22 protein-coding genes are annotated in these 23460 nt (G+C 70.2%); 14 read left to right on the top strand and 8 right to left on the bottom strand.

All coding sequences use genetic code 11. The annotated features are described in order from the left end of the window. Positions 1–4 precede the first annotated feature (4 nt). Genes LCM15_RS12315 through LCM15_RS12300 form a run of 4 tightly spaced genes read left to right on the top strand, consistent with a single transcriptional unit; the run spans position 5 to position 5566 of the window. Positions 5–2104 carry a TRAP transporter permease gene (locus LCM15_RS12315; RefSeq protein WP_224856817.1) on the top strand — a complete coding sequence of 700 codons (2100 nt, stop codon included), beginning with the start codon at positions 5–7 and terminating at the stop codon, positions 2102–2104. Then, positions 2101–2472 (top strand): DUF1850 domain-containing protein, encoded by a 372-nt coding sequence (locus LCM15_RS12310; RefSeq protein ID WP_224856815.1) that lies wholly within the window; start codon positions 2101–2103, stop codon positions 2470–2472. Before LCM15_RS12315 ends, LCM15_RS12310 begins: the two co-directional genes overlap by 4 nt. After that, complete coding sequence (locus LCM15_RS12305) at positions 2472–4265, top strand: ATP-binding protein (protein WP_224856813.1); 1794 nt, start codon at positions 2472–2474, stop codon at positions 4263–4265. Before LCM15_RS12310 ends, LCM15_RS12305 begins: the two co-directional genes overlap by 1 nt. After that, on the top strand, positions 4262–5566 hold the full coding sequence (locus LCM15_RS12300) for a sigma-54-dependent transcriptional regulator (protein WP_224856811.1): 1305 nt from the start codon (positions 4262–4264) through the stop codon (positions 5564–5566). Before LCM15_RS12305 ends, LCM15_RS12300 begins: the two co-directional genes overlap by 4 nt. Positions 5567–5795: 229 nt before the next feature. On the opposite strand, the gene nikR is transcribed toward LCM15_RS12300, so the two are convergent. Further along, on the bottom strand, positions 5796–6263 hold the full coding sequence (gene nikR, locus LCM15_RS12295; protein WP_224856809.1) for a nickel-responsive transcriptional regulator NikR: 468 nt from the start codon (positions 6261–6263) through the stop codon (positions 5796–5798). 127 nt (positions 6264–6390) lie between these two features. On the opposite strand from nikR, the gene LCM15_RS12290 reads away from it, so the two are divergent. From LCM15_RS12290 to LCM15_RS12270, 5 genes are read left to right on the top strand one after another with little or no spacing between them, the layout of a single operon-like run. Next, positions 6391–7956, top strand: coding sequence for an ABC transporter substrate-binding protein (locus LCM15_RS12290; RefSeq protein ID WP_224856807.1), 1566 nt, complete (start codon positions 6391–6393; stop codon positions 7954–7956). Beyond that, a complete protein-coding gene (locus LCM15_RS12285; protein WP_224856805.1) occupies positions 7953–8936 on the top strand; it encodes an ABC transporter permease in 984 nt (327 codons plus the stop codon). Before LCM15_RS12290 ends, LCM15_RS12285 begins: the two co-directional genes overlap by 4 nt. Then, positions 8933–9790, top strand: coding sequence for an ABC transporter permease (locus LCM15_RS12280; protein ID WP_224856803.1), 858 nt, complete (start codon positions 8933–8935; stop codon positions 9788–9790). Before LCM15_RS12285 ends, LCM15_RS12280 begins: the two co-directional genes overlap by 4 nt. Continuing rightward, complete coding sequence (locus LCM15_RS12275) at positions 9787–10509, top strand: ATP-binding cassette domain-containing protein (protein ID WP_224856801.1); 723 nt, start codon at positions 9787–9789, stop codon at positions 10507–10509. The genes LCM15_RS12280 and LCM15_RS12275 overlap by 4 nt, the downstream gene beginning before the upstream one ends. Further along, positions 10503–11198, top strand: coding sequence for an ATP-binding cassette domain-containing protein (locus tag LCM15_RS12270; RefSeq protein WP_224856799.1), 696 nt, complete (start codon positions 10503–10505; stop codon positions 11196–11198). The genes LCM15_RS12275 and LCM15_RS12270 overlap by 7 nt, the downstream gene beginning before the upstream one ends. Before the next feature lie 71 nt (positions 11199–11269). On the opposite strand, the gene LCM15_RS12265 is transcribed toward LCM15_RS12270, so the two are convergent. Both LCM15_RS12265 and LCM15_RS12260 read right to left on the bottom strand, forming a co-directional pair. After that, positions 11270–12454, bottom strand: a complete 1185-nt coding sequence (locus tag LCM15_RS12265; RefSeq protein WP_224856797.1) for a pyridoxal phosphate-dependent aminotransferase — start codon at positions 12452–12454, stop codon at positions 11270–11272. A 1-nt stretch (position 12455) separates the two neighbouring features. Further along, complete coding sequence (locus tag LCM15_RS12260) at positions 12456–13118, bottom strand: TetR family transcriptional regulator C-terminal domain-containing protein (protein WP_224856795.1); 663 nt, start codon at positions 13116–13118, stop codon at positions 12456–12458. A 154-nt stretch (positions 13119–13272) separates the two neighbouring features. Here LCM15_RS12260 and LCM15_RS12255 point away from each other — a divergent pair, with 154 nt between their 5' ends. From LCM15_RS12255 to LCM15_RS12240, 4 genes are all read left to right on the top strand, one after another. Further along, a complete protein-coding gene (locus LCM15_RS12255) occupies positions 13273–14046 on the top strand; it encodes an ABC transporter ATP-binding protein (RefSeq protein ID WP_224856792.1) in 774 nt (257 codons plus the stop codon). 48 nt (positions 14047–14094) lie between these two features. Next, complete coding sequence (locus LCM15_RS12250) at positions 14095–14871, top strand: transporter substrate-binding domain-containing protein (RefSeq protein ID WP_224856789.1); 777 nt, start codon at positions 14095–14097, stop codon at positions 14869–14871. Between the two features lie 70 nt (positions 14872–14941). Beyond that, a complete protein-coding gene (locus LCM15_RS12245) occupies positions 14942–15661 on the top strand; it encodes an ABC transporter permease (protein WP_224856787.1) in 720 nt (239 codons plus the stop codon). A 10-nt stretch (positions 15662–15671) separates the two neighbouring features. Further along, a complete protein-coding gene (locus LCM15_RS12240; RefSeq protein WP_224856785.1) occupies positions 15672–16502 on the top strand; it encodes an ABC transporter permease in 831 nt (276 codons plus the stop codon). Positions 16503–16542: 40 nt separating this feature from the next. On the opposite strand, the gene LCM15_RS12235 is transcribed toward LCM15_RS12240, so the two are convergent. Continuing rightward, positions 16543–17499, bottom strand: a complete 957-nt coding sequence (locus tag LCM15_RS12235) for an NAD(P)-dependent oxidoreductase (RefSeq protein ID WP_224856783.1) — start codon at positions 17497–17499, stop codon at positions 16543–16545. Between the two features lie 236 nt (positions 17500–17735). Between LCM15_RS12235 and LCM15_RS12230 the strand changes: the two genes are divergently transcribed. Next, positions 17736–19514, top strand: coding sequence for an SLC13 family permease (locus LCM15_RS12230; protein WP_224856781.1), 1779 nt, complete (start codon positions 17736–17738; stop codon positions 19512–19514). A gap of 83 nt (positions 19515–19597) precedes the next feature. Here the strand turns inward: LCM15_RS12230 and LCM15_RS12225 are convergent, their stop codons facing one another. The 4 genes from LCM15_RS12225 to LCM15_RS12210 form a co-directional block, all read right to left on the bottom strand. After that, positions 19598–20572 (bottom strand): calcium/sodium antiporter, encoded by a 975-nt coding sequence (locus tag LCM15_RS12225; RefSeq protein WP_224856778.1) that lies wholly within the window; start codon positions 20570–20572, stop codon positions 19598–19600. Positions 20573–20846: 274 nt separating this feature from the next. After that, positions 20847–21611, bottom strand: coding sequence for an SDR family NAD(P)-dependent oxidoreductase (locus LCM15_RS12220; protein WP_224856776.1), 765 nt, complete (start codon positions 21609–21611; stop codon positions 20847–20849). Positions 21612–21623: 12 nt separating this feature from the next. Next, on the bottom strand, positions 21624–22952 hold the full coding sequence (locus tag LCM15_RS12215; protein ID WP_224856774.1) for a TRAP transporter large permease: 1329 nt from the start codon (positions 22950–22952) through the stop codon (positions 21624–21626). Further along, complete coding sequence (locus tag LCM15_RS12210; RefSeq protein ID WP_224856772.1) at positions 22945–23433, bottom strand: TRAP transporter small permease; 489 nt, start codon at positions 23431–23433, stop codon at positions 22945–22947. The genes LCM15_RS12215 and LCM15_RS12210 overlap by 8 nt, the downstream gene beginning before the upstream one ends. Positions 23434–23460 lie beyond the last annotated feature (27 nt).

The raw sequence follows: 23460 nt of genomic DNA, 5'->3' as shown, positions 1-23460 counted from the left end.
TCACATGACCGGACAACACGCGGCCGAAACCGGCCGGGCCGAGGAACTGGCCGAACTGCATGACCCGCTGGCCGAGAGCTTTCCGCCGAGCCTGACGGGGCGCTTCCTTTTCTGGCTGGCGGTGGTCTTCTCGCTCTACCAGATCGCCATCGCGGCCCATGTCATCGACCTGCCAAGCCAGGTGATGCGCGCGGTGCATGTGGGCTTCCTGCTGGCGCTCGGCTACCCGCTGCTGGCGCTCGGGCGCAATTTCGGCGCGCCGCTGCGGGCGCTGTGCTGGCTGTTCGCCGCCGCCGGCGTCGCCGTCGCCGCCTACCAGTGGATCGAGTACACGCCGCTGCTGTTCCGCGCCGGTGATCCCAACCTGCCCGATCTCGTGTTCGGTTGCATCGCGGTGCTCACCGTCTTCGTTGCCGCGTGGATGCTGATGGGCCCTGCCCTGCCGATCATCTGCGGGCTGTTCCTGGCCTATGCGCTCTTCGGCCAGCACCTGCCGCCGCCCTTCGATCACCGCGGCTACGCCTTCGAGCAGGTGGTCGAGCAGATCGCCTACGGCACCGAGGGCATCTACGGCATCCCGACCTACGTGTCGGCCACCTACATCTTCCTCTTCATCCTGTTCGGCAGCTTCCTCGAGAAGGCCGGGATGATCCGCCTGTTCACCGATGTCTCGCTCGGCCTTGTCGGCCACCGCACCGGGGGCGCCGCCAAGGTCTCGGTGCTATCCTCTGGGCTGATGGGCACGATCTCGGGCTCCGGCGTCGCCAACGTCGTCACCACCGGCCAGTTCACCATCCCGCTGATGAAGCGCTTCGGCTATCGCCCGGCCTTTGCCGGCGGCGTCGAGGCCACGTCCTCGATGGGCGGGCAGATCATGCCCCCGGTGATGGGCGCGGTGGCCTTCATCATGGCCGAGACCCTCGGCGTGCAGTACATCGAAGTGGTCAAGGCGGCGCTGGTGCCGGCCATCCTCTACTTCGCCGGCGCCTTCTGGATGGTCCATCTCGAGGCCGGCAAGCGCGGCCTGCGCGGCTTGTCCGCCGCAGAGATGCCCTCGGCCCGCAAGGCGCTGCGCGAGGGCTGGCACCTGATCCTTCCGCTGGCGGTGCTGGTCTGGCTGCTGTTCTCGGGCTACACGCCGCTGTTTGCCGGCACCATCGGGCTGGCGCTGACCGGGATGCTGATCCTCGGCACCGCCATCGCCGTGGGGATGCCGTCGACCGCGGTGAGGGTGATCTTCTGGATCGTGCTCGGGCTCTGCGCCTCGGCCTTCTTCAAGTTCGGCATCCACGCGCTGCTTCTGGTGCTGACGGTGCTCATCGCCGCCTGCGCCGCCTTCCGCGGCGGGCGCGAGACGCTGGCGATCTGTCGCGACAGCCTTGCCGACGGCGCCAAGACCGCCCTGCCCGTGGGCATCGCCTGCGCGCTGGTGGGCGTGATCATCGGCGTGATGACCCTGACCGGCGGGGCCAACACCTTTGGCCAATTCATCGTCTCGGTCGGGCAGGACAGCCTGTTCCTGTCCTTGGTGCTGACGATGATTACCTGTATCATCCTCGGCATGGGCATCCCGACCATCCCCAACTACATCATCACCTCGTCGATCGCCGGGCCCGCGCTGCTCGATCTGGGCGTGCCGCTGATCGTCAGCCACATGTTCGTGTTCTACTTCGGCATCCTCGCGGACCTGACCCCGCCGGTCGCTCTGGCCTGCTTCGCCGCCGCGCCGATCGCCAAGGAGAGCGGCCTGAAGATCAGCTTCGAGGCGATCAAGGTCGCCGCCGCGGGCTTCGTGGTGCCGTTCATGGCAGTCTACACCCCGGCGCTGATGCTGCAGGATGGCGGCGCGCTCGCGGGCGCCATCGGCTACTGGCCCGCGGTTGCCTATATCGTGCTCAAGGCACTGATCGCGCTGGCCCTCTGGGGCGCCTGCGTGATCGGCTGGCTGGGCCGCCCGCTGGCCATGTGGGAGCGCCTGATCGCCGTCGCCGCCGCCTTCACCCTCGTCGCGGCCCTGCCGATCACCGACGAGATCGGCTTCGCGCTCACCGCGGTCTTCGCGCTGCTGATGTGGCGGCGGCGCGCGGTGGTGTCAGCAGGATGAGCGGCTGCGTTCTGGCGGGGGCCTTGATGCTCGCCCTCGCCGACGGCGGCAGCTTCACCCTGCAATGGACCCACTCGGTCGAGCGTCAGGACTGGCGCGAGACGTGGGAGGTCACCGATGACCAGCGCCTGCACCTGACGCAGGCCGCGGTGAAGGGCTCGGGCGCCGGCATGGAGCCCGGCCCCGGCGGGCGCTTCGAGAACGGCTGGTGGGTCTGGACCCCGGACCTGCCGCCGGTGCCCTCGCTCGTCCTCGCCGCCTCGGGCGAGACTCCCTCGGCCTGGACCCTGTGCGGCGCCGAGTGCACAGAGCTCGGCGCCAGCGCCGGGCGGCCGGTGCGCCTCGTTCCCTGCCCCGACGCCGGCTGATGCCGCGCCGCGCCTCCCTGCTGCCACGGCTGCGCTCGGCCTGGCGCCTGCGGCTGGCCGTGGTGACGCTCGGGGCGCTGCTCTGCGGCGCGCTGGCGTGGCAGCTGGTGATGGCCGAGCTGCGGCAGGGGCTCGAGCAGGGTCTGCTGGTCAGCCACCGCGCCCTGCAGACCGAGATCGACCGCTTCCGCGCCCTGCCCCGCGTCGCCGGCGAGGATGCCCGCATCCGCGCCGCGCTCGCCACGCCGGAGGATCCCGCCACCATCGATGCCGCCAACCGCTACCTGCAGAAGATCGCCAGCCAGACCGGCTCGGGCCAGCTCTACCTGCTGAGCGCCGCCGGGCGCACGCTGGCCTCGTCGAACTGGGCCGCCCCGGGGAGCTTCGTCGGCCACGACTACAGCTTCCGCCCCTATTTCACCGAGGCGCGCGACACCGGCACCGGCACGGTCTACGCCGTCGGCGTGACCACCGGCGAGCCGGGTTACTTCATCGCCACCCGCATCGACGACCCCGGCCTCGAGGTGCAGGGCGTCATCGTGGTCAAGATCGACCTGCGCCCGCTGGAACGGGCCTGGGCCGAGACCGGCCAGCACATCGCCGTCACCGACCGCGACGAGGTGGTGTTCCTGTCCTCGGTGGACGGCTGGCGCTACCGCCCGCTCACCGCTCTGCCCGAGGCCACCCTCGACCGGCTCGCGGACTCGCGCCTCTACGCCCGCACCGATCTGCCGAGCGCGACACCGCTGCTGCCCAACGGCTCGGAGCTGTCGCTCGACGGCAAGGGCCGCGCCACGACGCTGCGCGGCACGCCGTTCGAGACCGGCTGGCGCCTGCTTGCGGCGACGCCGGTCTGGCCCGCCCGCGCCGCCGGCCTCGCCACCGCAGCGCTGGTGCTTCTCGCGGGGATGCTGGGCCTCGGGCTCGCCGACATGCGCAGGCACCGGCGGCGGCTGATCGCGCTGCGGCTGCGCCAGACCGAGGTGATGGAGCGCAAGGTGCGCCAGCGCACCGCCGAGCTTGCGCACGAGATCGAGGCCCGCCGGCAGGTCGAGGCCGATCTGCGCGCCATGCAGGCGACGCTTGTGCAGTCCGAGAAGATGGCCGCGCTCGGGCGCATGTCCGCCGCCATCGTGCACGAGGTCAGCCAGCCCCTTGCCGCGATGGAGGCGACGCTCACCGCCGCCGAGTTTGGGCTCTCGCGGGCGCCCGAGCAGACCGCCGCGCGGCTGCAATCGGCGCGCGGGCTGATCCGCCGGATGCAGCGCATGACGAAGCACCTGAAGAACTTTTCCCGGCGCGAGGTGGCCCCGCTCTCGCCGGTCGGGGTGGTGGAGGTGGCGCACTCGGCACTCGCATTGGCGCAGCCCCGCGCCGACGCGGCGGGGGTGGCGCTGCGCTTTGCGCCCCCGGACGGCGCCCCGCAGGTCGAGGCCGGGCACGCCCGGCTCGAGCAGGTTCTGGTCAACCTGCTGCACAACGCCGTCGAGGCGGTGGTGCCCGGAGAGGGCGAGGTCACGCTCTCGATCCTTGCCACCGCGGAGGAGGTCACGCTGCAGGTGCGCGACAACGGCCCCGGCATCGCGCCCGACGTGCTGCCGCGCATCGCCGAGCCGTTCTTCTCCACCAAGGTCGGCGGCGAGGGGCTGGGTCTCGGGCTTGCGATCTGCTTCGAGGTGGTCCAGCAATTCGGCGGACGGCTCGATATCCGCTCGGCCCCGGGCGCGGGCACCGAGGTGGCGGTGATCCTGCCGCTGCTGGCACGGGACGAGACGCAGGAGGCCGCCGAATGAGCCCGCTGATCCACGTCGTGGAAGACGACCGCGACCACCGCGTGGCGCTCTGCGACCTGATCGAGGCCGCGGGGTACCGCGCCGAGGCCTTCGCCGACGGCGCCGCGGCCCTGGCCGCGACCAGCCGCCCCGACCTGATCCTCACCGACCTGAGGATGCCCGGCATCGACGGCCAGCAACTGCTCGAGGCGGCGCGCGACCGCGACCCCGACTGCCCGGTGGTGCTGATCTCGGGCCATGGCGATCTCGCGCAAGCGGTGCAGGCGATGCGCGCCGGTGCCGAGGATTTCCTCGAAAAGCCCTATGACGGGATGCACCTGCTGACGGTGATCGAGCGCGGCCTGCGCAACCGAGCCGCCCGCGCCGAGATCGGCCGCCTGCAGGAGCGCATCACCCGCCGCGACGAGGGCGGGCTCTTGGGCCAGTCCGCCGCGATGGCCGCGCTGCGCGCCCGAATTGCCGCCATCGGCCCCACCGATCTCGACGTGGTGGTCACCGGCGAGACCGGCACCGGCAAGGAGCTTGTCGCCCGCGCCCTGCACGCCGCCGGGCCGCGCGCCGGTGGGCCGTTCGTGGCGGTCAACTGCGCCGCCCTGCCCGAGAGCCTGTTCGAGATCGAGATCTTCGGCCATGTCGCCGGCGCCTTTCCCGGCGCGCAGGACAAGCCCGGCAAGCTCGAGGCCGCCTCGGGCGGCACCCTGATGCTCGACGAGGTCGAGGCGATGCCCGCCGCGATCCAGCCCAAGCTCCTGCGCGCGCTGCAAGAGCGCAGCGTCGAACGGCTGGGCGAGAACCGGCTGCGGCCGCTCGATCTGCGCATCATCGCCACCTCGAAGACCGATCTCGGGCCGCTGACCCTCGATGGCAGTTTCCGGGCCGACCTGTTCTACCGCCTCGCCGGCGCCGAGATCGCGGTCGAGCCGCTGCGCGTCCTCGGCGACGACATCGCGCTGCTGTTCAGCCATTACGCGGCGCTCGCCGCGGCGCGCTACGGACGCGAGACGCCCAAAGTCGACTACCTGCTGCGCCAGCGGCTGATGCGCCGGGCGTGGCCGGGCAACGTGCGCGAACTCAAGGCGCTGGCCGAGCGCTTCGCGCTCGGGCTCGACCTGCCCGAGGGGCCGACTGCGGCAAGTGCCGAACCCGAGAGCCTTGCCGCGCGGGTCGCCGCTTTTGAGGCGCGCGAGATCCGCCTCGCGCTCGAGCGCTGCCGCGGCAATACCGAGCGCGCCGCCAAGGCGCTCGGGATGGCGCGACGCACGCTCAACGACAAGATCAGCCGCTACGGCATCCGCGTCTGAGCCTCGCACAACTGCTGGCGCGAACCGGTCCGAGCAACCGAAGCGCCGCGCGATTTCTCAAACCGCGCCACCTGAGGCGACCACCGAGCCGGCGTGCTGCCACAATGAACGATCACTCTTGTTTCCGGCATGGCCCCGCCAGAATGCGTTGCGGTCTTGTCTCGCCGGGTATGCGCTCCGCCCCTGTCCGGGCCAGCGTCATCGGGCAGCTGCCGATCCCGCCTGCGGCTCAGAACGTATCCTTGATGGTCAGGTGGCTGTGCCCGTGCGGCGCGCCTGCGCCGTGCTGGTGGACTTCGTGGACATCCTCGACCGGCACCAGAGACACATGACCGTGCCGGATCCCCCGCTCGGAGAACAGCGCCTGCGCGTAATCCTCGACATCCGCCACCTTGCCGCGCATCACCGTCACCTCCATCGCGCTGGTATGGTCGAGCGGCACCGACATCGCCGCGACGGCCTGATCGTGCCGCGCGTGGCGGGTCTCGGGCACCCGGCGCCCCAGATCGCGGGACGACAGGTCGAGCGTGTAGCTGACCACCCCGACGCAGTCGGCCTCCTGCGGCGCCTCCCGCGCGAGGGACCGGCGGAGCAGATCGCGGATCGCCTCCGACCGGTTGGTGGCCCCGGAGCGCTGCATCGTCCTGTCCAGTTCCGCCAGAAGGTCGTCCTCGATGGCGATGGTGATCCGTTGCATGGCCTTCTCCGTGCTGCCCATTTCAGCATCCACGTTCGCGACAGCCGCTGCAAGCCGGTCCGAGCTTTACTCCCGCCACGGGGCGCGTATGAAATCCGGCCAAAGAATTCATACGACGAGACATCTCATGTTCCGCCCGCTTGCCACCGCTGCCCTCGCCCTGTCGCTGCTCTCACCGGCACACGCCGAGGCGCGTTCCCTCGTGCTTGCCATCGGCGGCGAGCCCGAGGGCGGCTTCGACCCGATCATGGGCTGGGGGCACTATGGCAACCCGCTCTTCCAGTCGACCCTGCTGCGCTACGATGCCGAGCTGGATCTGGTCGGGGATCTCGCGACCGACTGGCGCCTTTCGCAGGACGGGCGCGTCTGGCGGATCCGCCTGCGCGAGGACGCCATGTTCTCGGACGGGACGCCGCTGACCGCCAAGGATGTCGTCTTTACCTACACCGCTGCCAGCACAGCCGGGGGTCTTGCCGACCTCACCGTCCTCAAGGAGGCGCGCGCCCTCGACGATACGACCGTCGAGCTGGAGCTGACCGAGCCCCGGATCACCTTCGTGGCCCGCCTTGCCACCCTCGGGATCGTGCCCGCGCACAGCTATGGCGCGGACTATGCACGTCAGCCCATCGGCTCCGGCCCCTTCAAGCTCGTCGAGTGGCGCGAGGGCGAGCAACTCGTGGTCGCGCCGAACCCCTATTGGCATGGCGGCGAGATCGCCTTCGACCGGGTTAGCTTCGTCTTTGGCTCGGAAGAGGCCGGTCAGGCGCTGGCCCGCACCGGCGCGGCGGATCTGGTCGCCGTGCCGCCGTCGATGGCCGATGCGGCCCCGCCGGATATGGCGGTGCTGAAGATCGACACGGTGGACAATCGCGGGCTGGCATTCCCGATGGGTCCGGCGCGGGACGAGACCACCGAGACCGGGGCGCCCATCGGCAACGACGTGACGGCGGACCGGGCGATCCGGGTGGCGATCAATCAGGCGCTCGACCGCGAGGCGCTGGTGGCGCTGGCCCTGAACGGGCACGGCCGCCCTGCGATGGGGCCTGCCGACGGCCTGCCGTGGGACAACCCCGAGGCCGCGATCCCCGGCAACGATCCGACCGCTGCGATGGCGACACTGGAGGACGCCGGCTGGACCGACAGCGATGGCGACGGCCTCCGCGAGAAGGACGGCCTGCGCGCGGCATTCCGGGTGCTCTACCCGGCCGGAGACAGCACGCGGCAGGCGCTGGCGCTCGGGGCGTCACAGCAACTGCGCGCGATCGGCATCGAGGCGCAGCCCACCGGCAGCAGCTGGGACGAGATCGGCGCCTTGATGCACTCACAGGTCGTGGTGCTGGGCTGGGGCGCACATGACCCGTCCGAGATCTACGCCCTGCATCACGGCGACTATGCCGGGGTCGATTACTACAACACCGGCCATTACGCGAACCCGACCGTGGATGCCCATCTCGAGGGCGCTGAGGCGGCGGGCAGTTTCGACGCATCGCTGGCGCACTGGCAGGCCGCCGCGTGGGACGGCGAGACCGGGTTCGGACCGAAGGGAGATGCGGCCTGGGCGTGGCTGGTCAACCTCGAGCACGCCTACTGGGCGTCGGACTGCCTCGATCTCGGGTCGCTGCAGATACACCCGCACGGGCATGGCTTCCCGATCACCCATGATCTGCCCTCCTGGCGCTGGACCTGCGAATGACGGCATGGCTTGCGAGGCTCGTGGCCGGGCGCCTGATCCGGCTGGCGTGGCTGTTGCCGCTGGCAGCGGTCGGGCTTTTCGCGCTGATCTCGCTCGCGCCCATCGACCCGGTGCAGGCCTATGTCGGCGGGCGCACCTCGCAGATCGGCCCCGAGCAACGCGACGCCATCGCGAGTGCCTGGGGGCTGGACCGTCCGGCCTCCGAGCGCTTCGCAAGCTGGCTCGGAGATCTGGCGGGGGGGGATCTGGGGCAGTCCATCACCTTCAACGCGCCGGTGCTGCAGGTGATCGCGGCCCGCCTTCCGGCCTCCATGGCGCTGGTCGGGCTTGCCTTTGCGCTGTCCTTCCTGCTGGGCACCCTGCTGGGGCTGGTGGCAGGGGCCACGCGCGGGCGCTGGCCTGACCGCGTGATCCGCACCCTCGCTGTGGTGCTGGCCGCCAGCCCGGGCTTCTGGGTGGCGATCCTGCTGGTCGCGGTCTTCGCCGTCACTCTGGGCTGGCTGCCCGCCTGCTGCGCCGCACCGCCCGGGCAGCTGGCCTCGGAGGTCACGCCTGCGGATCGCTGGCGTCACATGGTCCTGCCGGTCGCGACGCTGTCGGTGGTGGGCATCGCGCCGCTGGTGCTCCACACCCGTCAGAGCCTGATCGCCTTTCTCGACAGCCCCGCGGCGCGGCACCTCTCGGCGCACGGGGCGACGCCCCTGCGGCTGGCCTTCGGCCCCGGCCTGCGCCATGCGGCGGGCGTTGCGCTGACCCTGCACCTCGCCGGCGCCGGCGAGCTCTTCGGCGGCTCGGTGCTGGCCGAGGCGGTCTTCGCCTGGCCCGGGCTCGGACAGGCGACGGTGCGCGCCGCCACCGGGGCCGACGCGCCGCTGCTGATGGGGATCGGGCTGGCGACGCTGCTGTTCGTCTTCGCCGGCAACCTGCTGGCCGACATCGCCGCCCGGCTCGCCGACCCGCGCCTCAGGCGCATTGCATGAGCGCCGTGACCGAGCCAATCGGCGCCCAGCCCGCCCGCCTGCGCACACCCTATAAACGGGCGGCACGCCGCGGCACCCTCGCGCTGGCGCTGCTCGCCGCGATTCTGCTGGGCGCGCAGCTCCTGCCCGGCGACGCGCTCGCGATCGACGCCACCGCCCGGGCGCTGCCGCCGCAGCCGGACCACCTGATGGGCACCGATCTGCTGGGACGCGACATCGCCGCGCGGACGCTCGCGGCACTCGCCCAGAGCGTGCAGATCGGGCTGCTCGCGGCGGGCGCATCGACCGGCGTGGCGGTCATCCTCGGGCTGGGGGCGACCTTCGGGCGCCTCGCGGATCACGCGGTGGGCGTGCTGACCGAGCTTGCGCTCGGCCTGCCGCATTTCGTCCTGCTCATCATGATCGCCTTCGCCATGGGCGGCGGCACGACCGGCGTGATCGTCGCCGTGGCGCTGACCCACTGGCCGCGCCTCGCCCGCGTCCTGCGCCACGAGGCACAGACCATCGCCGCCTCGGACTACGTGGCGATCTCGCGCGCGCTCGGGCGATCGCGGCTCTGGGTCGCCCGGCATCACCTCGCACCGCATCTGGTGGCGCAGATCGTCGCCGGGTTCATCGTGATCTTCCCGCACGCGATCCTGCACGAGGCCGGGCTGAGCTTCATCGGCCTCGGGATCGAGCCGCACCTGCCGTCGATCGGCGTGATGCTCTCCGAAAGCCTGCGCGAGATCATGGCGGGGCACTGGTGGGTCGCCGCCGCGCCCGGTCTGGGCCTGATGCTGGTCGCACTCGCCTTCGAACGCTTCGGCGAGGCCCTGCGGCAGGTGTCGGACCCCGCGGGACACATCACATGACGCTGACGATTACAGACCTCGCGGTGCGCTTTCCGACCGGGCCGGTGCTCGAGGGGATCTCGCTGACGCTCGCGCGGGGCGAGCTCGTCGGGCTGACCGGCACCTCGGGCGCGGGCAAGAGCCTGATTGCCGAGGCGTTGGTGGGGGCATTGCCGCCCGACGCCATCCGAAGCGGCAGGATCGAGATCGCGGGCCAGCCGGTCGCTGCGCGGACGGTCGCACTGGCGCCGCAGGGGCTCGATGCGCTCGACCCGCTGGCGCCTGTCGGCCGTCAGATCAAACGCTTTGCCCGCCTCGCCGGTGTTGCCGCCGACGTGCCCGCCGCGCTCGTCGGCGTCGGCCTGCCGCCCGACACCGCAGATCTTTATCCGCATGAACTTTCCGGCGGCATGGCGCGCCGCGTGCTTCTGGCCACGGCCCTCGCCACCGGGGCCGACTGGATCGTCGCCGACGAGCCGACGGTGGGGCTGGACCCCGAGGCCGCGGGGCGGGTCCTGTCCCTGCTGGCCGGCGTCGCCCGCGCCGGGCGCGGCGTGATCGTCATCTCGCACGACCTGATCGGGCTGGCGAAGATCGCCTCGCGCATCGTCATACTGCGCGCGGGGAAGCACATCGAGACCGCGCCGGCCTCCGCCTTCACCGGAGCGGGCGCCACACTCCGCGACGGGTTCTCCCGGGCGCTCTGGACCGCCCAGCTTGCGCCGGAGGCGCAATGCTGACCGCCCGCGCCCTGACTCATGCGTATGGCTCTCGCACGGTGCTGCACGGTGTCGATCTCGCGCTTGAACCGGGCGAGGTGCTGGGCCTCGGCGGCAGTTCCGGCTCGGGCAAGACGACCCTGTGCCGGGTGCTGGCGGGTCAGCTCGTGCCCTCCGGCGGCGAAGTCAGGCTCGATGGAAACCGGATCAAGACGCCCTCACGCGGCCACCCGGCGCCGGTTCAGTACGCCCCGCAATCCCCCGAACTGGCGGTCGATCCGCGCTGGCCCGTGCGCAAGATCCTCGCAAACGGCGGGGCGCCGGACCCGGAGTGCCTCGCGGCGTTCGGCATCTCCGAGCAGTGGGCGGAGCGACGGCCCGCGCAGCTGTCGGGCGGCCAGCTGGCGCGGGTCTCGCTGGCGCGGCTGTTCCATCCGGGCCTGCGGGTCCTGATCTGCGACGAGATCACTGCCCAGCTGGATGCGATCGAACAGGACCTGCTTCTGCGCGCCCTGATCGGGTTGGCCCGGACGCGCCGGATCGGGCTGCTGCTGGTCTCGCACAACGGCGCCCTCAGGGCGCGGTTCTGCAGTTCCAGCATCGTGCTGGACCGGGGCGTCCCCGGATCATCCGGGAGCAGCGCCGCGCGGCGGGACGGGCCTGACGCGGCGCTGCTCCGGCCAGACAAAGCGCTGCCCAAGGTCGGCTGACCTCTCGGTCCGCGCAACCGACCCGATGGGCGACACCGGCGCGCCGCGTCGTCCGCCAGTGGGATGCGCCGTCAGGCCACGACGTGCCCGGTCAGCTCCGCGCAAAGCGCCTCCACTCGCCGCGCCGCCTCTTCGAGTTGCGCGTCCGGGACGGTCAGCGCGATCCGCACCAGCCCGTCGCCATTGCCTCCGAAGGCATTGCCCGGCATCACCGCCACGCCCTGCTGCTCCAGCAGCTTCCAGGCGAACGCCTCGCCATCCAGCCCGGTGCCCGCCACGTCGAGCATCAGGAACATGCCCCCGCGCGGCATCTGCGCCGAGACGCCCGGCACAGCGTTCAGCCGCTCGCAGAGCATCCGCGCGCGCCGCCCGAAGGCCTCGCGCATCCGCGCCGACGTGTCGAAGTCGCCGCGCAGCGCCGCCTCGGTCATATCGGCGATGAAGGGCTGGTTGCCGAACAGCATCGTCTCCGAGACCGGCAGCAGCGCGGCGCAGAACGCCGCCGGGCCGATGGCCCAGCCGCTGCGGAACCCCGTGGCCGCGTGGCTCTTCGAGATCGAGGAGACCACGACGACACGCTCGCGCAGCGCCTCGATCTCCAGCGGCGAGACGAAGCTGCCCTCGAAGATCAGCTCGGCATAGACCTCGTCGCAGACGATCCATAGATCATGCTCGGCGCAGATCGCCCCCAGCTCTTCCATCGTCACCCGGTCGATGACGGCGCCGGTCGGGTTGTGCGGCGTGTTGAGCAGCAGCACCCGGCTCTCGGGCGTGATCGCCGCGCGCAGGTCGGCGGGCTGCAGGACGAAGTCGCGCTCCATGCGCAGCGGCACCGGCTGCACATGGCCACCGGCGGCGGACACCACGCCCTCGTAGGTGGCGTAGTAGGGATCGCCGATCAGCACCCCCTCGCCCGGCCCGACCAGCCCCAGCATCACCGCGAAGAGCGCCGTCTGGGTGCCGGGAAAGCACAGCACGTTCCCGGCGCCGATCTGCGGGTCGCGCGGGCGGTAGGCCTCGACCAGTGCAGCGACCAGCCCCGGCTCGCCGCGCCCGTTGGAGTACTGCGTGCGGCCCGCGCGCAGCGAGGCGACGCAGCGCTCGATCAGCTCCGGCGCGGGCGAGATGTCGGGCTCGCCGATGGTCAGCTCGATGATGTCCTCGCCCGCATCGCGGCGGGCGCGCGCGGCGTTGTGCACCGCCCACTTGTCCCCTCCGAGGGTGCGCAGGCGTTCGGTGATCGCGGCATACCGCATGTCAGCTCCTTTCGTCTTCGCGCGCCAGATGGCGCGTCAGCGTTGTGTCGGGCAGGCGCAGGATGCCCTCGGCGGCGGCAAGCGCGAGGCCCGGAAGCCGCCGCGCGTCGTAAAGCCCGTGCCCCAGCGAGCCCTCGATCCACAGACCGTCGATGAGGCCGTTCAGCGCGATGGCGAGGCTCTTGCACCGTGTCGGGTCCGCCGGGCGGCCATGCGCCACCAGAACCGGGTGGATTCGCGCCTCGAGCAGGTCGAGGAATTCGCGATAGCCCTCGCGGTGAATGTCGGCATAGGCCGGATCGACGCGCACGCGGCCGACGAAGGTGGCCCAGAGCGAGACCTTCACGCCCGAGAGGTTCGGCGATGCGAAGTTGGCCGCGATGACCTCTGCCAGCGCCACCTCGGGGGGCAGCGCCTCCCCGGCGCCGGACTCTTCGGCGGCGGCGGTCATCTGGCCCATCAGGTAGGCATAGGCCGAGCGCACCATGTCTTCCTTCGAGGAGAAGTAGTGCCGAATCAGGCCCGCCGAGACCCCGGCGCGCTCGGCGATCTGCCGCGCCCCGGCCTTGTCGAGACCAAGATCGGCCACGCAGGACAGCGTCGCCTCGATCAGGTCGGTGCGACGGCGGTCCTGCGACAGACGGCTGTAGGCACGCTTCGTCACGCCCGACCACCGGCCGCGACGGGCGTCATGTTTTGGGCGTTCCGTAAGGTCACTTTGACTTCCTCTCCGAGATTTGTTTTACAGTCGTACAACAGCGAAAAAATTGCAAGGGATGAGCCATCCGGAACCACCCGGAATTGGCACAGGGACAGCCATGAACGATGCCACGCCGGCGGTAGAGATCCGCGACCTCCACAAGCGCTTCGGCCGCCTCGAGGTGCTCAAGGGGATCTCGCTGACCGCGCGCCCCGGTGACGTGGTGGCGGTGATCGGCGGGTCGGGGTCGGGCAAGTCGACGATGCTGCGCTGCATCAACATGCTCGAGACCCCCACCGCCGGCGACATCGCGATCCACGGCGAAGACTATAAAATGCGTGCCACCCGGGACGGCGGGCTCGAGCCGGCGGACCGCAAGCAGCTTCAGCGCATCCGCGCGCAGCTCGGCATGGTGTTCCAGAGCTTCAACCTCTGGCCGCACCGTACCGTCCTCGGCAACGTCATCGAGGTTCCGGTGCAGGTGATGGGCCTGCCGCGAGACGAGGCGGTGGCCCGCGCCCGGCAGGTGCTCGATCGCGTCGGGCTGGCGGCCAAGGAGGATGCCTACCCGTCGCAGATGTCCGGCGGCCAGCAACAGCGCTGCGCCATTGCGCGGGTGCTGGCGGTCGAGCCGCTGGCCATGCTCTTCGACGAGCCGACCTCGGCGCTCGACCCCGAGCTGGTGGGCGAGGTGCTGAACGTGATCCGCGACCTCGCGTCCGAGAAGCGCACGATGATCCTCGTGACGCACGAGATGGGCTTCGCCCGCGATGTCGCCAGCCACGTCGTCTACCTGAAGGACGGCCGCATCGAGGAACAGGGCCCGCCCGAGCAGATCTTCGGCGATCCGCGCTCGCCGCATCTGCAGCAATTCATCCGCTCGATCGCCTGATCGCGCGGACCTCCAAGATACCAAAAGACACCAAACAGAGGAGACACCATGTTCAAGTCACTCGCGCTCGCCGCAACAGCCGCCGCCGCGCTCGCCGCCCCGGCCCTCGCCGAGCCCTACAAGGTCGGCATCGCCGCGGAACCCTACCCGCCCTTCTACAGCCCCGACTCGAGCGGCGAGTGGAGCGGCTGGGAGGTCGACTTCGCCAATGCGCTCTGCGACGAGATCGAGGCCGAATGCGTGATCACGCCGGTGGCATGGGACGGCATCATCCCGGCACTCAACACCGGCAAGATCGACATGATCGTCGCCTCGATGAGCATCACCGAAGAGCGCGCCAAGCAGATCGCCTTCTCCGACAAGTACTACGACACGCCGACCGGCGTGATCGCCCTCAAGGAAAGCGACGTCCAGCCCACCGCCGACGGCGTCGAGGGCGCCTACCTTGGCGTATCCGTCGGCACCATCCACGAGACCTATGCCCGCGCGCATTTCTCCGAGACCGCCGCGGATATCCGCAGCTATCCCACGGTGGATGAAGAGCTGCAGGATCTGTCCGCCGGTCGCATCGATGCGGTCGTCGGCGACATTCTGGCGCTCAAGCCGTTCCTCGAGAGCGAGGCCGGCGCGGCCTGCTGCGAGTATCGCGGCGCGGTCGAGAGCGACCCGTCGATCCTCGGCAACGGCGTTGGCGTGGGGCTCCGCAAGGACGACACCGAGCTGCTGGAGCGGGTGAACTCCGGCATCGCGGCGATCCGCGAGAATGGCACCTACGACGCAATCTCCGAGCCCTATTTCGAGGGCATCGACATCTACGGCGGCTGAGCCGTCTTCCCGGGCCGCGACACAAAGGTCGCGGCCCGATGTCTGAAACAACACAGGACACCGCCGCACGATGATCGAGGCAATAGATTTCAGCCTGCTCGCCCTCACCTCACCGGGCTGGGGCGGCGCGCTTCTGGCCGGGTTCCTGCGCTCGGTCGAACTGGCCGCAGGCGGCTATCTGCTCGGCATCGTCATCGGCCTGCTCGGCGCCACCGCCAAGATCTACGGCGGGCGCATCCTGCGCGACATCGCCGAGCTTTACACGCTGCTCATCCGCGCCGTGCCCGAGCTCGTGCTGATGCTGCTGTTCTACTACGTCGGCACCGACCTTCTGAACACCCTGATGGCGTCTCTCGGGCGCGAGGGCATCGACATCGACGGCCTCAGCGCCGGCATTCTGGTGATCGGGCTGGTGCAGGGCGGCTATGCCACCGAGGTCTTCCGCGGCGCCATCCGGGCCGTGCCGCCGGGTCAGATCGAGGCGGCGCAGGCCTTCGGCATGTCACCCTTCAGGGTGCTGCGCCGGGTGACCCTGCCGGCGATGGCGCCGCACGCCCTTCCCGGCATGGCGAACCTGTGGATGATCGCCACAAAGGACACGGCGCTGCTCGCCGTCATCGGCTTCTCCGAGCTGACGCTGGTGACCAAGCAGGCGGCCGCCGCGACCCGCGAGTACTTCCTGTTCTTCATTGCCGCCGGGCTGCTCTATCTCGCGCTCACCCTGATCTCGAACCTCGGCCTGCGCTGGCTCGAGCGGCGCGCGCGCCGCGGCCTGCCGGCCGCCGCCTGAGGAGCGCGACATGCCCGATATCGACATCGTCACCCCGATCCACCCTGCGCCCGCCCTCCCCCTGCGCGCCCGCCTCGCGCCGCTGCTGATGCCGCATCGTCTGGTCATGGCCGCGCTGGCGCTCGCGGCGCTGGCGGCGATCGTCACCCAGATGAACTGGAGCTGGCTCCCCGTCTACCTGCCCAAGATCGGTCACGGCCTGCTGGTGACGCTGGTGTTGCTGGGCTCCAGCGTCGCCGCGGGCTTTGCCCTCGCGCTGCCGCTCGGCGCGGTGCAGGTGACCGGGCCGGCGCCCCTGCGCTGGCTGGCCAACGGCTTTTGCACGGTGATCCGCGGCACGCCGCTGTTGCTGCAGCTCTGGCTGATCTATTACGGGCTCGGCGCGCTGTTCGCGCAGTACCCGGAGATCCGTGCCTCGTGGCTCTGGCCCTACCTGAGACAGGCCTGGCCCTATGGCTTCCTGACGCTGACTCTGTCCTTCGCCGCCTATCAGGGCGAGATCATGCGCGGCGCCTTTGCCGGGGTGCCGCGCGGCGAGCTCGAGGCCGCACGCGCCTTCGGGATGCCGCGGCTCATGGTGTTCCGCCGGGTCTGGTTCCCGCGCGCTGTGCACCGCGCGCTGCCGACGCTGGCGGGCGAGATCATCCTGCAATTGAAGGCGACGCCTCTGGTGGCGACGATCACAGTCACCGACCTCTACGCGGTGATCACCCGCGTGCGGCAGGACACCTTTCTGACCTACGAGCCGCTGCTGTTGCTGATCGCCATCTACCTGTGCCTGAGCGGCACGCTGACGATCGTGCTGCGCTGGCTCGAGGGCAGGGTGCCGAGCGGGCACTAGGCCCGCCCGGTCTGGCTTAACCCGAACTGATCCAAGCCCGTCAGTAGCCGCGCGCCCGGTCCACTTCATAGGCCAAGGGCTGGCCGTCGCGCAGCGCCCGCGCGGTCTCGACCACCTGCGCGGCCACCACCTCCGGCAGCGAGTCGCTGGCCACGTGCGGCGTCAGCCGCAGCCGCGCGTCGCGCCAGAAACGGTGCGTTGCCGGCAGCGGCTCCTCGCGGAACACATCGAGCGTCGCGCCCCCGAGCTGGCCGCTGTCCAGCGCGGCCTCGAGATCGGCCTCGACGAGATGCTCGCCGCGCCCGATCTGCACCAGCGAGGCCCCCGGCGCGAGCCGCTCGAACAGCGCCCGGTTCAGCACGTTCTCGGTCTCGGCGGTCAGCGGCAGCACGTTGACGAGGTGATCCGCCCCCTCGGCGGCAAGCGCCACCGCGCCGGGGCCGGAAAGGTAGTGCACCCCCTCGAGCCGGTCCTCGGGCAGGTTGCGACAGGCCACGCGGACGGCAAAGCCCATCGCCCGGAGCCCCCGCACCACGGCGCGCCCCATGGTGCCGTGACCCAGCACCGCCACCTGCACCGCGCCCGGAGCGCGCATCGGGACCGGCGCCCAACGCGCCTGCGCCGCATTGCGGGCCATCTCTCCGAAGCCGCGCTCGTGATGCAGCACCTCGTGTACGGCGTAGCCCGCCATGAGCGCGGCCTGATGCGGATCGCGCACCCGCGCCACGGCGACATCCTCGTGCAGGCCCGGATGCGCCAGAAGCGCGTCCACCCCCGCGGCTACGGACATGGCAAGGCCGAGATTGCGATAGGGCGCAAAGGCGTCCTCTTCCGGCTCCCAGCAGATCGCGAAGCGCACCTCCTCGGGCCGCTCGATCTGATCCGGATGGCGCAGCACGACATCTGTTGCGGTGCGGCGAAGCGCATCGCCGTAAAGCGCGTCGAGGTCGGCCGTCGCACTGAGGTAGACGCCGGTGATCGCGGATGGCTCGGGCATGGTTGCGGCTCCCTTTGCAAAACAGGTCATCTTATTGCACATTTGTAAAACAACTGCCATTGCGAACCTTGCCGACCGGCAACGCCCGCGCAGCACCGCGCGAGAATCCCTATTCTCGCGGAGCGCAACCGGTGGCATATTCGGCCCCGAAAGGGTGTGGCCGGGCAACGACCCGCGCGCCCCTGCGCCTTGCCGTCGGCGCATGTGCAGCGCGGCGCTTTTTCGGGGTGCATCCCATGCTTTTCGATCTTGGCTCCTACGCGCCTCAGGGCGCCCTTCTTCTGGTGGCTGCCGTCTTTGCGCTGTTCCTGAGCGAACGCTTCGCCGCCGAGGTCACCGCCCTTGGCGGCGTCGCCCTCGCGCTTTTGCTGGGCCTCGCGAGCACCGACGACGTGCTCAAGGCCCTGAGCAACTCCGCCCCGGCCACCATCGGGGCGATGTTCGTGCTGAGTGCCGCGCTGGTGCGCACCGGCGTGCTCGAGGCGGTGGCGGAATGGCTGGGTCGCGGAATGCAGCAGCATCCGCGGCGGACCATCCTGATGTTCTTTGCGCTGGCGGCCATTGCCTCGGCCTTCATGAACAACACGCCGGTGGTGATGATCCTGATCCCGGTGGTCTTCGGGCTGGCCCGCCAGCTTGGCACCAGTGCCTCGCGCTTCCTCATGCCGCTGAGTTTCGTGGTGATCATGGGCGGGACCTGCACGCTGATCGGCACCTCGACCAACATCCTCGTGGACGGGGTCGCGCGCGATCTCGATCTGGCGCCGTTCTCTCTCTTCGAGATTGCCCCGCTCGGCATCGCGCTGGCGGTGCTGGGCAGCCTCTTTCTGGCCGTCGCCGCGCCGCGCCTGCTGCCCGACCGGATGGCGCTGGCCGAGGCGCAGGCGCCGCGCAGCGGACGGTCGTGGCGGGTCGAGCTGTTCGTGCCCGCCACCTCTCCGCTGATCGGGCGGAAGGTGAGCGACATCCCCGATTTCCGCCGCAGCGCCACCCGGCTCGTCGACCTGATCCGCGAGGATGTCTCGCTGCGGCGCAAGCTGCAGGCCGAGGTGCTGCAGCCCGGTGACCGGGTCGTCCTCCACACCTCAGAGACCGAGCTGGCGGGCTACCGGGGCGAAGGTTCTCGCGGGCTGGCCATTCCCGGGCTCGAGCCGGCAAACGCGCGCCGTCACCAGGTGGTCGAAGCGCTTGTGAAGGATCGCAAAGGCGCGGTGGCAGAGCTGGGCTGGCGCCGCAGCCACGGGGTCTATCCCATCGCGCTGCACCGCAAGGGCAGCTCGCGCGACCTGCTCGAACAGCGCCTGCAACTCGAGCCCGGCGACACGGTGCTTCTGGACGGCCCCGCCGAGGACCTTGCGCGCCTCGCACGGGACGAGGACCTGATCCTGCTGGCCCCGCTGCAGGCCCGGGCCTTCCGGCGCAACAAGGCACCGATCGCGCTGGCGGTGCTCGCCATCGTGGTGCTGGGCGCGTCGCTGGAGCTGGCGCCGATCCTGCCCTTGGCCATCATCGGCGCGGCGGTCGTTCTGCTCACGCGCTGCGTCGAGCCCGACGAAGGCCTCGGCGCCATCGACGGCCGCCTGCTGCTGCTGATCGTCAGCATGCTGGTGCTGGGCACCGCGATGGAGCGCAGCGGCGCCATGGCGCTGATCGTGGACGGGCTGTCTGGTCCGCTGGGCACCCTCAGCCCGATCCTCGCGCTGGCGGTGATCTACGCGGTGACCTCGGTGCTGACCGAGGTGGTCACCAACAACGCGGTCGCGGTGATCATGACCCCGATTGCCGTCGGCGTGGCGCAGGCGCTCGGCCTCGACCCGCGGGCCTTCGTCGTGGTGGTCATGTTCGGAGCGAGCGCGAGCTTCGCCACCCCGATCGGCTACCAGACCAACACGATGGTCTACAACGCCGGCGGCTACCGCTTCACCGACTTCCTCCGGCTCGGGCTGCCGATGAACATAATGGCCGGTATCGTGACAGTGCTGCTCGCGCCGGTGTTCTGGCCGCTGCAGCCCTGACGCGGGGCCGAGGACGGCCGGCGCGGCGCCCCGAGGTCTCGGGGCGCCAAACTCAGGCGGTGACGGAACCTGTCGTCAGGCGGTCAGGGCCAGAGCAGGTAGAGATAGCCGCCATAGCCCGCCAGCAGGGCCAGCCCTTCCCAGCGGTCGATGCGGCGCGCGGTGGCCGCGAAGACCACGAGCACGGCGCTCACCCCCACCATCAGCGGCGCGTCGAAGGCGACGATCTCGGCGGGCACGGCGCTCGGGGCGATCAGCGCCGTGGTGCCGCCGATGCCGAGGATGTTGTAGATGTTGGAGCCGACGATGTTGCCGAAGGCCACGTCGCCCTGCCTCTTCAGCGCCGCGATCACCGACGTCACGAGCTCGGGCATCGAGGTCCCGACCGCGACGATGGTCAGGCCGATCACCGTCTCACCGATGCCGAAGGCCCGCGCGAGCGCGGTCGCGCCATCGACCAGAGCCGCGCCGCCCAGCACCACGAAACCAAGCCCGGCAAGCGCCAGCAGCAGCGGCAGGATCAGCCCGCGCCCCCGCGACGGTTTCGCCAGGCCCGGATCGACCTGCAGCAGCGCCGCGCTCTTGTCATGGATGGCGCCGCGGGCCTCCGTAGTCCGCTCCTGCCGGATGACGAAGACGATGTAGCTCACCAGTCCCGCGACGAACACCGCGCCAAGCAGGCGGCCCATGGGGAGCACGAAGGCCAGCGCGGCGAACAGCAGCGCCACCCCGAGCATCAACGCCGCATCGCGCCGCAGCGCGGACTCGGCCACGATCACCGGGCAGAGCAGCGCCGAGATGCCGCCGATCAGCAGGATGTTGGCAATATTGGAGCCGACGATGTTGCCATAGGCGATGCCCGGCGATCCGTTCAGCCCGGCCTGCACGGAGGTCACCAGCTCCGGCATCGAGGTGCCGAAGCCGACCAGCGTCAGGCCGATGACGAGGGGCGAGACCCCGAGACGCTCGGCGGCCTGAACCGCCCCCCGCACCAGCAATTCGCCGCCGGCCACCAGCAGCAGAAACCCCGCGATAAGCGGAACCCATGTCTCGATCATATTGAACTCCGGCGCCGACCAGCCGGCGCATCGAAGAGGCAGGTGGCGATGTCCGCGACGGGCTTCAAGGGCCGGATCACCGGGCCGTGCAGATATATATCTGTCGCGCTGCTAAGAGGATAGCCGCCGGCGATGCGCCGCGCGGCGGCAGTCTGCAAGGCCCCCTCATCGCGGCGCCCGCGTTGGCCCTCGCGAAACGCGGATCGCATCGGATCCGCCGCGCGCAAAGCGCCTGAGCCCGGGCAGCGGAGGCTCCGCGCCCAGGGCGGGTCGCTTAGGTCCGCAGCGCCGGCAGGCCGACGCCGGTGGACTGGAAGCCCCCGTCCGACGCGATGGTCTGGCCGGTCACGTAGCTAGCCTTGTCCGAGCACAGGAAGACGATGACCGAGGCGATCTCGTCCTCGGAGCCATACCGGTTGAGCGGGATCGCATCGTGATAGGCGTCGATGATCTCCTGGCTGTGCACCGCCATGGCAAGCTTGGTCCGCACCGGGCCGGGGGCGACGCAGTTCGCCCGAATGCCATACTCGCCAAGCTCTGCCGCCTGTTGCTGCGTCAGCTGGATCACCCCGGCCTTCGAGGTGCCGTAGGCCACCCGCAGCGTCGAGGCGCGCAGCCCCGAGATCGAGGCGATGTTGACGATGGCGCCGGAGGTCTTGCGCAGTTCGGGGATCGCGGCCTGCGAGCACAGGAACACGCCGTCGAGATTGGTCGCCATGACGGTGCGCCAGCGCTCGAACGTGGTCTCTTCGATGGGGCCGAAATCCGCCACGCCTGCATTGTTGACCAGCGCGTCGATGCGGCCGAAGGCGCCGGCCACCTCCGCGATCATCGCGTCGACCTGATCGGGCTGCGAGACGTCGCAGACCACCGGCAACACGTTCTCGAGCGCGCCCGCCTCGGCCATCAGCGCTTCGGCGTCGCGGTCGATCATCGCCACCCGGCGCCCCTCGGCGAGGAACTGCTTGGTGGTGGCAAGGCCGATGCCACGGGCGGCCCCGGTGACGATGGCGGTCTTCTGCTCGGTTTGCTGCGACATGGAAAGGTCTCCTCAGTTGGCGGGGCCGAGCAGGACAAGCGACAGCTGCGGCACGAAGGCGATCACCGCCAGCCCGACAATACAGACCAGCAGGAACGGGACGGCGCCTCTGGCCACCCGCTCGATCGGCAGGCGGGTGACGTTGGCGGCGACGTAGAGGTTGATGCCGACCGGCGGGGTGATCAGGCCGATGGCAAGATTGACCATCACCAGCACCCCGAACCACACCGGGTCCCAACCCAGCTCGCGCACCACCGGCAGGAAGATCGGCAGGCAGATGAACATCACCGTCACCGCATCCATGAACATGCCTGCGACCAGCAGGATCAGCATGATCACCAGCAGGATCGTCATTTCGTTGCCGCTGAGGCCCAGCAGCGCGCCGGAATAGGTGCCCACGAGGTCCTCGACGGTCACCACCCAGCCGAAGAGGCTGGCATAGGCGACCACCAGCATCACCGTGGCCGAGGACGCGGCAGCGTTCGAGAGCGAGTCGTAAAGGCCCCGTAAAGTCAGCGTGCGGTAGATCAGACCGCCGACCAGCAGGGCGTAGACGGTGGCGACCAGCGCCGCCTCGGTCGGGGTGAAGATGCCGGAATAGATGCCGCCGAGGATCACCACCGGGGTCATCAGGCCCCAGAAGCTCTCCTTGAACGACAGCCAGAGCTGCACGAGGTAGGGCCGACCAGCGTAGGGGGCCGGGCTCAGCGACTCGAGCGTCGCGGAGCCACCGCCGCCTGGTTTGGCGAAGGGCAGCGTCAGCAGCATGATGAGGCCCATGAAGATCCCCGGAAGGATGGCGGCGAGGAACAGCTTGGAGATCGAGGTCTCGGCGATGACCCCGTAGATCACCAGCCCGATCGAGGGCGGGATCACGATGCTCAGCGCCGCGCCGGTGCAGACGAGCCCGGCGGCGTAGGGCTTGGGATAGCCGTCCTCGACCATGCCCTTGATGATCATCGGCCCGATCGCGGCGACCGAGGCCGGCCCAGAGCCGCTGACCGCGCCCCAGAACAGGCAGACCACGGTGCCGACGACCCCCATGCCGCCGGGGGTGGCGCCGATCAGCACCCGGAAGAAGCGGATCATCCGCTCGGCGATGCCGAGCGAGCCCATCAGCGTGCCCGCGAGGATGAAGAACGGGATGGCGAGCAGCGAGAACTTGGTGATGCCGGTGGCGATCAGGTCGCCCGCCAGATCCAGTCCGAAGCCGATCTGCCACATCGCATAGAGCGCCGAGAGGCCGAGCGAGAAGGCCACCGGCACGCGCAGCGCCAGCAGGATGAAGAACAGGATGACCATCTCGGTGCCCGCAGGCAGCCCGGGAACAAGATCATACATCCGGGATCACCTCGTCATCCGCGCCGGTGCGCCAGACCAGAACCGCGTGCTGCAGGTAGCGCACAAGGACCAGTGCAAAGCCGAAGGGCACCGCCGCCTGATAGTACCAGGCCGGGATCTGCAGACCGTAGGACCGCATCCCGTTGCCCATCATGTTGGTCATCGCCTGCCAGGAGAACCACGCCGACAGCGCCAGCAACGACACCGAGGCCGCCACCGAGAGCACGAAGACCACGCGCCGCGCGGGCTTTGGCAGCAGGTCGTGCACCAGTCCGACGGCCAGATGCTCGCCCCGGCGGGCGGCAATGGCGGCGCCGAAGATGGTCAGCAGCAGAAAGCCGTTGGTCAGCAGTTCCTCGGTCGCGGCCAGAGAATAATGCGTCCCGTAGCGCACCACCACGTTGGCGAACCCGAGAAAGGTCATGGCCAGGAAGAGCACCGAGCAGATGATCTTCTCGGCGTCGCGCAGGATGAAGGACATCAGGCCTCCCGATACTCAGACAGACGC

The organism is Salipiger bermudensis (genome assembly GCF_020171625.1).
Lineage (GTDB): Bacteria > Pseudomonadota > Alphaproteobacteria > Rhodobacterales > Rhodobacteraceae > Salipiger > Salipiger bermudensis_B.
The sequence above is the reverse complement of the archived record's forward strand: the minus strand, read 5'-3'. Positions and strand labels throughout refer to the sequence as shown.